Origin of the sequence: uncultured Brachyspira sp. (assembly GCF_949287625.1) — a bacterium.
Lineage (GTDB): Bacteria > Spirochaetota > Brachyspiria > Brachyspirales > Brachyspiraceae > Brachyspira.
The window spans coordinates 19,316-31,742 of record NZ_CASEGO010000058.1; the positions used below are offsets into that span (position 1 = coordinate 19,316).

Annotated in this window: 7 protein-coding genes, 1 pseudogene and 1 CRISPR repeat array (1 of these 9 only partly in view); of the genes and pseudogenes, 4 read left to right on the plus strand and 4 right to left on the minus strand. The window is 29.5% G+C overall.

Going from position 1 to position 12,427, the window contains the following annotated elements:
* A CRISPR array of direct repeats spans positions 1-858; the repeat unit is 31 nt; unit sequence ATTTCTAATCTAACCATACTGGAATGTAAAT (it extends 6,838 nt beyond the left edge of the window).
* A gap of 73 nt (positions 859-931) precedes the next feature.
* The 3 genes from Q1X91_RS09815 (at position 932) to Q1X91_RS09825 (ending at position 5,588) form a co-directional block, all read left to right on the plus strand.
* Positions 932-1,333, plus strand: coding sequence for a hypothetical protein (locus tag Q1X91_RS09815; protein ID WP_300756550.1), 402 nt, complete (start codon positions 932-934; stop codon positions 1,331-1,333).
* Positions 1,334-1,396: 63 nt separating this feature from the next.
* Positions 1,397-4,183: a TreP protein gene (locus Q1X91_RS09820; RefSeq protein WP_300756553.1), complete on the plus strand. Its 2,787-nt coding sequence runs from the start codon at positions 1,397-1,399 to the stop codon at positions 4,181-4,183.
* Positions 4,184-4,469: 286 nt separating this feature from the next.
* Positions 4,470-5,588: a cell surface protein gene (locus Q1X91_RS09825; RefSeq protein WP_300756556.1), complete on the plus strand. Its 1,119-nt coding sequence runs from the start codon at positions 4,470-4,472 to the stop codon at positions 5,586-5,588.
* Positions 5,589-5,906: 318 nt separating this feature from the next.
* Here Q1X91_RS09825 and mnmG read toward each other — a convergent pair whose 3' ends face one another.
* The 3 genes from mnmG to Q1X91_RS09840 form a co-directional block, all read right to left on the minus strand.
* A complete protein-coding gene (mnmG, locus tag Q1X91_RS09830) occupies positions 5,907-7,757 on the minus strand; it encodes a tRNA uridine-5-carboxymethylaminomethyl(34) synthesis enzyme MnmG (RefSeq protein WP_300756558.1) in 1,851 nt (616 codons plus the stop codon).
* A gap of 83 nt (positions 7,758-7,840) precedes the next feature.
* On the minus strand, positions 7,841-9,031 hold the full coding sequence (locus Q1X91_RS09835; RefSeq protein WP_300756561.1) for an MFS transporter: 1,191 nt from the start codon (positions 9,029-9,031) through the stop codon (positions 7,841-7,843).
* A 45-nt stretch (positions 9,032-9,076) separates the two neighbouring features.
* Entirely contained in the window at positions 9,077-10,288 is a 1,212-nt protein-coding gene (locus Q1X91_RS09840) for an MFS transporter (protein WP_300756564.1), read from the minus strand.
* A 339-nt stretch (positions 10,289-10,627) separates the two neighbouring features.
* On the opposite strand from Q1X91_RS09840, the gene Q1X91_RS09845 reads away from it, so the two are divergent.
* Positions 10,628-11,608 (plus strand): alpha/beta fold hydrolase, encoded by a 981-nt coding sequence (locus Q1X91_RS09845; protein WP_300756567.1) that lies wholly within the window; start codon positions 10,628-10,630, stop codon positions 11,606-11,608.
* A gap of 84 nt (positions 11,609-11,692) precedes the next feature.
* Here Q1X91_RS09845 and Q1X91_RS09850 read toward each other — a convergent pair.
* A pseudogene (locus Q1X91_RS09850) lies at positions 11,693-12,334 on the minus strand (Rpn family recombination-promoting nuclease/putative transposase); the annotation flags it as partial.
* Positions 12,335-12,427: the final 93 nt, after the last annotated feature.

Genomic DNA, 12,427 nt, shown 5'->3' on the forward strand with positions numbered 1-12,427 from the left:
TGATAATATTCGGTCTCTTGTCTTATTTCTAATCTAACCATACTGGAATGTAAATGCTGATTTCAAAAGGCAAGCATATGCGTACGTGTGGATTTCTAATCTAACCATACTGGAATGTAAATTGACAAAACAAGAGCAGGAACATTATGGGAAGCGTTATTTCTAATCTAACCATACTGGAATGTAAATGTAGAAACAAAAATATTAAAACCAAATGATAATGTAATTTCTAATCTAACCATACTGGAATGTAAATCAATATATGGATATCATCATACATATTATAATTATAATTTCTAATCTAACCATACTGGAATGTAAATTCTCTATTTTACATCCGCTTGAAGCCTCAATATTTACATTTCTAATCTAACCATACTGGAATGTAAATGTTGCATTGCTTACTAAAGTAGAATAACTCATTAAATTTCTAATCTAACCATACTGGAATGTAAATCTTAATGTTCAAGTGATGGGGGCTACACAAGGAAGATTTCTAATCTAACCATACTGGAATGTAAATTAATGTAAAATTAAAAGGTTCATACACTTTAAAAGAATTTCTAATCTAACCATACTGGAATGTAAATTTTGAGCGATTAACACCAAATGAGCGATTGACACCATATTTCTAATCTAACCATACTGGAATGTAAATCTGCCATAACCTTTACAGCTGTACTTATTATTGTAGATTTCTAATCTAACCATACTGGAATGTAAATTAAATATTTTGATTTTCTAATTGATGTTTATGAAGCATTTCTAATCTAACCATACTGGAATGTAAATTTTTCACAAAGAGACAGTTCTCCTTCTATTTTATAATTTCTAATCTAACCATACTGGAATATGAATTTTTTTAAACAATAATAATAAAATGCAAAAATATTGACTATATTATCATCTAAAATATAATAGCAATATGCAAATGAAAATGGTTAAAGTAATACTATTTATAGCAGGTATTTTTATGCTTTCAGCTTCAATATTCGGTTTTTGGCATATTTTTTATACATACAAAAAATATATACATACAGTATGCATAGTTGAACAGCTTCATAGAAAAAAAGTATATAAATATAGAAAAATGAGATACGAAGATACTATGGTTATAAGCTATGAAACTGATAAATACGGAAAGCTATATACAACTTTAGAGAGTGAGTATCCTTTTAGAAAAATTGGGGATAAATTAATATTATGGTATGACCCTAATTACCCAAGAAATATAAAACTTCCTATTTCTGAAGGTATTATTTCTATATTCTTTGCAGCTTTAGGAGTAATATGCATATCGACAGTAATTTTTTTAGTAAAAATAAAAATATAGATTTCTTATATACTACACACTGGAAAAAAATAAAAATTATAATATACTATCATTCTATTATTTATGAAAAAGTACATTTTATTTTTTGCTTTAATATTTGCTGTATATATCAATATAAGTGTAACTCTATACACGCAGGTTTTAAAACCATTTAGAAAATTATATACCATACAAACAGAAAAGTTTGAAATTATTTTTCCTATAGAGTCCAGAAGAACAGCTGAAAACCTTGCAAAAGTTGCTGATGATATATACGAAAAATACTCTAAAATTTTAAATAGCACAGTACGAGGAAAAATTCCAATAACTATAACACCTGATTTTAATATATTTAATTCGGCAGCAATGGTAATACCATCTTCAAGCCTTATACTTTATGATACCAATATGGACGAAAATTTCACTAGCTATGATAATAACTTTGAAAGAGTATTTATACATGAACTCACGCATCTATTAACTATGGCATCAGAAAATACTGGACTTGCTACAAAAGTAATGGGAAACTGGGCTTCTTTTGTACATCTTAATGCAATGCCTTTTATGATAGAGGGAGCTCCTGTGAGTATGGAAAGTTTTACAGGTTTCGGACGTGCTAATGACCCGCTTATTAAACAAAGGTTAAGACAGGATATTTTTGAAGGCAATTTTAGAACTCCTATTCAAGCATCTTATTTATGGACTAAAATCCCTTATGGAGATGTATATTATGAATACGGAGGACTATTTTCAAAATATTTACAAGACAGATTCGGAATGGATAAATATAATGAGTTTTGGAAAAAAATGCAGACTAGTCTTAGCTTTTCATTTCTTATTTATAACTCTGGAGTTTACGGAGCTTTTAAAAAAGTATATGGTATAAAATTTACTGATATATGGTCAGACTTTCAAAACTATTTGGTTCTTACAGATATTAATCCAAGCGAAGAACTAAGAGTAAATGATAAAGAAACTTTTATTAATGATATTGCATCATACAATGATACTCTATACTATATAGACGGAGATATCGGAGCTTTATATTCATACAAAGAAAAAAGAAATAATGAAAATAATAAAAAAGATTTGAAATTAGAATTCTTAATAGATCAATATTCTGAAAGTTTGGATATATCAAAAGACGGAAGCAATGCTTTAATAGCTTCATATATGTATAATGGAGGACTTTATAAATATATCATAAAAGAATATGATTTAAATAAAAAAAGAAGAACAAAAAGAAAATGGTTTGACATGCAGTATGCAAGATATTTTAGAAATGGAATTATAGGAATATCAAAGGATCTGCATAATTCTATTTTAGTATACATAAATGAAAATAATGAAAAAGAAATTTTATTACAAGCCAATGATAATTTCGGATACAGTTCTCCAGCAGTCATTGATGATAATAACATAGCATTAATAGTTACAGAAAACGGAATAAAACATATAGCAATATTTAATTATAATAATAAAACATTAAAATATATTGATACAAAGGATAACACTCTTAACTATGTACGTTATTTAAAATACTCAAATAATAAACTTCTTTTTTCATACAATAATAATGACAGATTTTATAAACTAGGTGAAATTGATTTAAACAATAATAGTATGAAGCTATACACAAAAGACTATTCAGGCGGAGTATTTTCTGCTGTATATGCCGGAGAGAGTATTTATTATAAAGGCAGATTTTCAGAGTTTGACAGACTTATGAAGTATACAGACAATTCATCTCAAACAAAAAACTTCACATATACTGATAAAACGATTAATAAATACGAGTTTACTCCTCAAATGGAGATTGGCAATTATAATGCATTTAAATATTTTAGACCTTGGAGCATGTGGGTGCCTCTTCCTCAAATCAATGAAACTTTTCCTTTTCTAGTAAACGGACTTGGAATATTATCTGTAGTCTCTTCACCTTCTGCAAATAATTTGGCATTAATATGGCTTGGATATGATATACCTTCTAATTTTCTGCAAACAGAATTAACTGTTACTTCTTTTAGTATGCTTTATCCTTTATACTTTGGGTTTAAAAGCGATGTAGTATATTCTACCTACAATTATTGGAGATTAAATACATATCTTGCTATGCAGTTTTTAATTAATACAGAAAGCGATAAAGTGCATTTCTTATTAGAGCCTTCAATATCTGGTGCTTTATTTTCAGAATTTGTCAATCCTCAAACCAATACATCATCAGCATTTACTTGGAAATACTCTTCATGGACTTTCAATGTTTCTTTAAAAGCCTCAATGATATTCAGAGTACAAACCGATAAGCCATACAGAGATGATTTAGTTAATATTACTATATATCCAACATACTCTATAAGATACAATAAATTTGCCATAGACTTCAGTACAAAGTTCCAAACAAGATATGTTCCTATAAGGGCAAGTTTTTACGGCTCTTATGCCTTCGGTACAAATACAGCATTTGACGGCTCTTCTACAGTATTTGGAGGCAGAGAAGTAAAAGCCCCAGAAGAGTTTTATTCATATGTAGAGAAGAAAAAATATAAAAGCAGTCTTCTTTTGGGAGGCGATTTTGAGCTATTAGGCTATTTGGATTCTAAGTTTAATTTAAGTCATATATACTTTGATAATTTCTTTGCTTCGCTTTCATATAGATTTGCTTATTACTCAAAAGAATATATGCATTCTGCAGCTTTAAAAGTAGGATTTGATGCCAGTATCCCTGTATCAGGGTATCAGAATATAGTTACAGGAGAGCCTTATTTACTTTTAGCTTTAAGACTTCCTACAAGCCTTGATAAGAGCGTAATTCAAAACTACCCTACTCTGAATGATATATATATAGGCTTTGGTTTTCAGATGTCTTGGTAATAGTTATAGTATTTTTAACAATAGTACTAAATAATACTAAAATACATAACCGTACTATCCTATGAATTATTAGAAAACAGTGATGAAATTTTATAAATTTATATTTTTGTATGTAATTATCTAATTGATGAAATATTTTTTTTATAATTTGTATTAAAAATATTGACTTTTTATAAAAATTATGCAGACTAATTAGTAGAGGATCTTTATGGTGTCTATTGAGTTACTTAAGCAATCTCTCAGTAGGCACTGTCAAAAGACTATAAAAATATTAGGAGAATCAAAAATGAAAAAGGTTTTATTAACCGCTATGGCTCTGTTAACCATAGCAAGTGCCTCAGTGTTTGGTATGTACGGTGTAGACGGTAATGACTGGATTAACTTCCTCGTACATGGAAATCAGTTTAGAGCAAGAATGGAACAGTTAGGCTTTGTTCTAGGAAATGATACTATTAAAGGTACATTAGGCTTCAAAGCTGACGGCGGCTGGATGGGGCAGCAAATTCTTTCTGGAAATAACAGTGATGTTCAATTAGATGCTACATTATCAGCTGGTATAGGATACACTTCTGATATGTTCGGTATTGGTGTAGGATACAACTTTACTTACATAGATAAATATTTACAGGTACATACTCCTACATTAGTATTTAATGCTTTAAATGACAACTTGAGAGTAGCAATACCTATACAGGTTGCTGTAACAGATAATGATCATGGTCTTGGTACTAAATTTACTGGGGTAGGTTTTAACCAAATAGAATTAAGATATTATACTGGAATAGATGCATTTAATTTAATAAGGGTAGATTTCAATTATAAAAACGGTACTTGGGAAAATGCTTTAAACAGTAAAAGTATTTATGAAGTATTTGGTATGCAGTTAAGATTATACTTCTTGAATACTCAAGTAGGTAATGTAACTGTTAATCCTTATATCAGAATAGATTATCACCAAGCATTAAGAGGAACAGTATTAAATACTGATTATTTGACAATAGGAGACATGTACAGCGGTCAAAGTGCTTATGCTATAAGTGAAAATACTGCTCAGTCAGATATATATGATGTTAGTCCTTTCTCTTTGTCTATCAAACCTGTATTATCTTTGGCAGCAAGCAGCGATGTAGTGTCTCTTTATTTTGAACCTGCTATAGGTTATAAAGTAACCTCAGAAAAACGAAAAGGTGCATCACAGATAACAACTCATGCATTAACTTGGGCTGCTTATGCTGAAATGTATGTAAGACCTGTTCAAGACTTAGAATGGTACTTTGAGATGGATGTTAATGGTAATGTAACTGGTAAAACTGGTGCTGTTGCTAATCAGGATCTTTCTCCAGTATTATTTGAAACTACTACAGGTATTACTTGGTATCTTCCTTCCTTCGGTGCAAATGAGTAATTTTGCTAATTCATAAAGGTTTTATTTTGGGGCTTAAACTTTGACAGTTTAGGCCTCTTTTTTATATATTTGTATGCATATCTATGAATTAAAAATTATTTCATTAGAGCAATTACTTAATATAATCTCCTTGATTATTAAAATCATTGTACTTGTTTTATGATTAGCATGGTTTTTTAAAACTGCAAGTAGGTAACTTGTAGACAGCACGCAGAGCGTAGGCAAAAGGCAAACAATATAAAAAATATACAAAAAATAAAATTTATTTTTTTCATTTAGTATATTTAGATAAATATTATAGAGCAGTTTTTTTATAAATTATTTCTTCTTGTTTGTAAGGGCTAATATAAGAATATGTACAACTGATTTATCCACTTCTGGTATTCTTAGTGCCTGCGATATATTATAAGGCTTGTACTGCTTTAATTTATTTATAGCATCTATCTTTACACTTTTCAAACTAGAATAATCAAAATCTTCTGGTATAAGCATGTTTTCATATTTCTCAATGTCTTTTATTTCGTTTAAATATCTTGCAATATATCCTTCATATTTAATGTATATTTCTGCATTATTTAAAACATCTTTATTATAATCATCATCTATCAAAGACACAAGCATATCAATACCGCATTCAGGACGCTTTATTATAGAAGATAATGTCATGCTTCTGTATTCTTTAGCCTCTTTTGTAAATCCCAAATCTTCTGCTTCTTTTTGAGTGAGTGTGCGTTTATTTAAATATTCCACAAGTATCTGAGTTTTTCTTTTTTTATCTCTTACTTTATCAAGCCTTTCTTTACTTGCAAGCCCTATATTGTAAGAAAGTTCTGTAAGTCTTTCATCGGCATTATCCTGTCTTAAAAGCATTCTATGTTCTGCCTGCGAAGTAAACATTCTATGAGGCTCTTTAGTTCCTTTAGCCGTTAAATCATCTATCAAAACGCCTATATATCCGTCGCTTCTTTTAAGTATGAAAGGCTCTTCTTTTTTTATTTTTAATGCTGCATTTATTCCAGCCATTAAACCCTGACATGCCGCCTCTTCATATCCGCTTGTTCCGTTAATTTGTCCTGCTAAAAATAAGCCTTCTATTTTTTTTGTTTCAAGTGTAGGCTTTAATTCTATAGGATTCACATAATCATATTCTACAGCATAAGCAGGTTTTAATATCTTTACTTCTTCAAGTCCTTTTAATGCTCTTATCATCTTTATCTGAACTTCTTCTGGCAAACTTGAAGAGAAACCGTTTATATAAACTTCATTAGTCCTATAGCTTTCTCTCTCCAAATGAAGCTGATGTCTAGGCTTATCTGCAAACCTTACAACCTTATCCTCTATACTAGGGCAGTATCTTGGTCCTATTCCAGTAATCACACCGCTGTACATTGGCGATAAATGTATATTGTCCTGTATAAGTTTATGAATATTAGTATCAGTGTATGTTATATAACAAGGCTCCTGAACTATATTAATACTATCATCTAAAAAAGAAAAAGGTACTATTTGCTCATCACCTTTTTGCATCTCTAATATATCAAAATTAATAGAATTATAATCCACTCTTGCAGGAGTACCAGTTTTTAATCTTCCTACTTCAAGTCCTAAAGTCCTTAAATTATCAGAAAGTCCTATAGCAGGAAGCTCTCCTATACGTCCGGCTTGTTTTTGATATGTTCCTATATGAATAAGTCCGTTTAAAAATGTTCCAGTTGTAAGAATTACTGCACCGCATTCATACTCTCTGCCTCTTTCTGTTTTTAAACCTTTAAGTACATTATTTTCAGCTACTATTTCTGTTACTATATCCTGATGAAGTGTAAGATTATTCTGAGCATAAAGAGTTTTAGCAGCTTCTTCCTTATATGCATATTTATCAGCCTGAGCTCTTGGAGCCCATACAGCTTTGCCTTTGCTTCTGTTAAGCATTCTAAACTGCATCATAGTTTTATCTATTAAAAGCCCCATCTCTCCGCCTAAAGCATCTATCTCTTTAACAATAGTGCCTTTAGCCACGCCTCCTATAGAAGGATTACATGACATTTGACCTATAGTATCAAGATTTATAGATATAATAAGCGTATTCATACCTAGTCTTGCAGATGAGAGTGCCGCCTCTATTCCAGCATGACCTGCCCCTACAACTATAACATCATATTTATTATTCATATATACTCTCTTTAATAAATTTGATTTGAAAAATAATATATTAAAATCATTATATTGTCAAAACGAATAATAATATATAATTTTTATTTTTCATACTGCTCATCTGCTTCTTCTATAAGTTTTTTAAACTTTTCTTTAAGAAGTGCCGTTCTTTTTTTCTGCCACATTATATATATAGCTATAGAGTAGCATATTAAAGAGACTATCATCATAAATAAAAATGAGATAAAATATGAAAAGTTAGAAGCTAAATATCCTACAGCAAAAGGTATTATTAAAGCAGCTATTCCAGTAAGAGCCTCATTAACCGCCACATTAGCAGTAGCGTTTTCTTGGTCAGCCAAAGCATAATAAAGCCCAAAGAAATATCCAAATCCGCTTACAAAACCTAAAAACATAAATGCAATTAAAAATATCCAAAAATTTTTAGTTATAAGTATCAATGTAAGAGCAGCAGGTGTTAATAATCCTACTACAGTAAATACTCTTTTTGTTTCTAAAGACCTTAAATAAAATGCAGAAAATAAAGCCCCAAAAGCCATAAAAGCGGATAAACTTCCCACAAGCATTGCCGCCTTAGATTCTGAAAGTCCAGCCTCTTTAATACCATAGTCAAGAAACATAAATCTTAAAGTATGAAGAACAGCCGCACCAACAAATATTATAAGCCAGCCTATATACACCTTGTATCTAGGTGCTCTCATAAAAGGTTCTTCCCATTTATGACGATTTGCTTTCAAATGAAGATGCCTTGACATATAGAAAAAAGTAAATATTAATATACTCATAGCTATAACAATCATAAAACCTATATTCGGATTGAGTTTGTATATAAATCCAGTAACAATAGGTCCTACAGCAAGCCCTAAAGTCCAAGAGAATATAAAAAGTCCGCTGCTTATTCTTATAGGCAAATCTTTGGAAACAGAATCAAGCAAAGACTGAAAGCATACAAAAAATGCCGTTACATTAGCCCCGAATAAAAATGAATATAAAAGCACCATCTCATTTTTTAAATATATTAAACATAATATAGATATTACTATTTGAGAGCATGCTTCTGCGTACAATATTTTAGGATATATTCTCTTTGGTATTTTAAACTTAGAAAATATACTTGCACTTATCATCATACCAGTACCGTACGAAACACCTATTAATGATATAAAAAATGGTGTAGCCATTGCTTTGGAAGCATTGATAACCAAAACTGTACTGAATATGCTTGAGCATAGATAAATTAGAAAAGGCATTGAATAAACTAAAATAATCATTTTATTTAACCTCTAATTAATAATTGTTTTTTATGCAGAGAATATTCACTGCATATTTGATTGTTTTATTATTCTGTTTTCTATTTTTTCATTATTATTATTTAATTTTTCTTTAAATAATACTTCTGCTTTTCTTTTGTTATGCATTATCACTATTGCAGCAATATAACATATTAAAGATACTATCATCATAAATAAAAAACCCGCAAAGTATGAATAATGCGAAGCTAAGTATCCTACACTGAAAGGAATAACTAAAGCAGCAACCCCAGTTAATGCCTCATTTACAGCAACATTTGAAGATGAGTTTTCCTGATCTGCCAAAGCATAGTAAAGACCGAAGAAGTATCCGAATCCGCTAACAAGTCCTAAAAACATAAATGCTATTATAAATACATAAAAATTTTTGCTTATTAATATTAATGTTAAAGCTATAGGTGTAAGAAGCCCTACGATTGTAAATACTCTTTTTTTCTCTAAAAATCTTAAATAAAAAGATCCTACTAAAGTACCAACAGCCATAAAAGCTGATAAACTTCCTACAAGCATTGAAGCTTTAGCCTCAGAAAGTCCAGCCTCTTTTATACCATAATCAAGAAACATAAATCTTAAAGTATGAAGAACCAAAGCACCTACAAATATTATAAGCCAGCCTATATATACTTTATATCTTGGAGCTCTCATAAATGGCTCGTCGAATTTTTTTATTCTGTTTGCTTTAAATCTCAAGTGCCTAGATAAATAAAATAAAATAAATATTATAAAGCTCATAGCTATAACAATATAAAAACCTATTTTATAATTTATATCATATATAAGTCCGGTAATAGTAGGTCCAATAGCAAATCCTAAAGACCAAGAAAATATAAATAATGCTCCGCTTAATCTCATAGGCAGGTCTTTTGAAACTATATCAAGTGATGACTGAAAGCATACAAAAAATATTGTAGTACTGCATCCGTAGAGAAATGAATAAAAAACAGACATTTCCATAGGCATAAATATAAGACATAAAGCAGATATTATCATTTGCATTACAGCTTCTATATATATTAAATTTGTATAGTATTTTTTGGGTATTTTTATTTTAGATAGTATTCCAGCTGTAATCATCATACCCATGCCGTAAGAAACTCCAAGCATAGATATAAAAAAAGGAGCAGCCCCCATCTTTGAAGCATTAATAACCAAAACAGTACTGAATATGCTAGCACATAAATAGATTAAAAACGGCATAGAATAAATTAAAATTATCATTTTTACACCCTAACAAATATTATTTTTTTATCATAATTTTTTAAAAGTAAAAAAAGGGACACTCTTTATAGTGTCCCTTTTGTAAAATACTATATATCTTTTAAAAAAAATTGATATAGCTATTTTGATTTTTTTTATTTTTTTGTAATATTTTCTTTACTAATTTATATAAAAAATCAAAAAACAATACTATGAAAAATAATTTTTTGTTTAACATGTTTTTTATAATTAAATAATATATAAAAAAGATAGTTAAAGATACTAAAAAGATAATTGAAAAAAAAAGAAATTATACTATACTAAAAATTAATCATTTAAAAATTAAGAAGGATTTTAATTATGGCTTTTTTTGATTTAAGTTTAGAAGAACTTTATAAATATAAAGGCGTATCCGAAGAACCTAAAGACTTTGATGAGTTTTGGGATAATACTTTAAAAGAAAATAATCATAGTACAGATGCTAAGTACACTTTAATAGACACACATTTAAAACTATTTGATGTTTGGAGTGTAAGTTTTAATGGGTATTTAAAACATAATATAAACGGCTGGTATATAGCACCTAAATATGCTTCAGAAAATAATAAAAAGCTAACATGTATAATGTGCTACCCAGGATACGGCGGAGGAAGAGATTATCCTATTAAGCATTTACTTTTTCCTTCAGCAGGATACAGTGTATTTGTAATGGAGGTAAGAGGTCAGGGGGCAGAAGGAGGAAATGGTGCAGTAACTCCAGATCCTATAGGTTCTACTCCTCATGCTGATGGTTTTCTTACTATGGGTATACTTGATAAAAAAGATTATTATTATAAAAGGGTTTTTATTGATGCTGTTAAATCCATAGAGGCTGCAAAAGAACATTCTTTGACTGGTAAAATAGCTATAAACGGCACAAGTCAGGGAGGGGGAATATCTCTTGCTGTTTTGGGTTTATCATCTCTTACCAAAGAAAAAATTGAAGCTGCTATGATAGATGTTCCTTTTTTATGCGACTATAAAAGAGCCTGCACTATTACTGATACACTGCCTTATAATGAAATAGCGAAATTTTGCAAAACAAACAGAATGCATGAAAAAACTGCTTTTCAAACTTTATCATATTTTGACGGGGCTTTATTTGCAAAAAGATCTAAAGTTAAAGCATTATTTTCTGTTGGTCTTATGGATATTATTTGTCCGCCTTCAACTGTGTTTGCTGCTTATAATAATTATGCAGGAGATAAATCTATTAATGTTTATACATTTAATGGGCATGAAGGAGGAGACAATGAACAGAGTGAGAGAAAATTGGAGTTTTTAAGTTCTCTAAATCTTTAGTACTAATTGTTTAATAATTTTATTAAATTTATAAAGCTATGCAGTTTATAACTTATTAATGAAGTTTATAAACTGCTTATTATTTTATAATTTTAGTACTTCTTCTATGGTTAGCCCTGTATTTTCACTTATAATATTTATATCTATACCAGCATTTTTGAAACTCCTAGCTATGGCAAGCTGTTCTTCTCTTCTGCCTTCTTCTCTTCCTTCCTGCAATCCTTCTTCACGCTCTCTTCTTAACATTAAAGTCTGACCATATAAAAATGCATCTCTGGCATTATAAACTTCCATCTCATCTTCACTAGATATGAAACGTTCATATTTATTAATTACTTTAGGCATAATATTATTAACCTCCTTTAATTTATCTTTAACTTTATCCAAATCTTTAGCTGTAAAAAACTCTATCCAAGATAATATTTTCTTTTTCTTAATATCTTCTATATTTGTATTATATAATATTTTCCTAAATCTCGGAACTTCTACTATATGCATCTGAACCATATCTAAAACAACTTCTGGATTCTCTGTATCTATTAGCTTAAAACATCTATGCGGCTTACCATTATCATTGAAATCCATATTGAAGTCTACAAAGTTAATACTTATAACCTCGCTTATTATATCATAAGGCTCTTTTTCTTCTACTTCGATTACTATATTCTTAGATATATAATAGTATATTCTTCTCAAAAAGTCTATATTACCTGATAATTGTATTTGTTTAAGAGCCATAGATATTGCACAGTTTTAGTTTAAAAAAAGGAGGTATTCCTTATAATTTAAATTATCACAACAAACAAAAAGGAATAGCTA

What these genes read in the sequence shown, in the direction of transcription:
- Q1X91_RS09815 (WP_300756550.1), top strand. Translation starts at nt 932, where the DNA reads ATGAAAATGGTTAAAGTAATACTATTTATAGCAGGTATTTTTATGCTT.
- Q1X91_RS09820 (WP_300756553.1), top strand. Translation starts at nt 1,397, where the DNA reads ATGAAAAAGTACATTTTATTTTTTGCTTTAATATTTGCTGTATATATC.
- Q1X91_RS09825 (WP_300756556.1), top strand. Translation starts at nt 4,470, where the DNA reads ATGAAAAAGGTTTTATTAACCGCTATGGCTCTGTTAACCATAGCAAGT.
- mnmG (WP_300756558.1), bottom strand. Translation starts at nt 7,757, where the DNA reads ATGAATAATAAATATGATGTTATAGTTGTAGGGGCAGGTCATGCTGGA.
- Q1X91_RS09835 (WP_300756561.1), bottom strand. Translation starts at nt 9,031, where the DNA reads ATGATTATTTTAGTTTATTCAATGCCTTTTCTAATTTATCTATGCTCA.
- Q1X91_RS09840 (WP_300756564.1), bottom strand. Translation starts at nt 10,288, where the DNA reads ATGATAATTTTAATTTATTCTATGCCGTTTTTAATCTATTTATGTGCT.
- Q1X91_RS09845 (WP_300756567.1), top strand. Translation starts at nt 10,628, where the DNA reads ATGGCTTTTTTTGATTTAAGTTTAGAAGAACTTTATAAATATAAAGGC.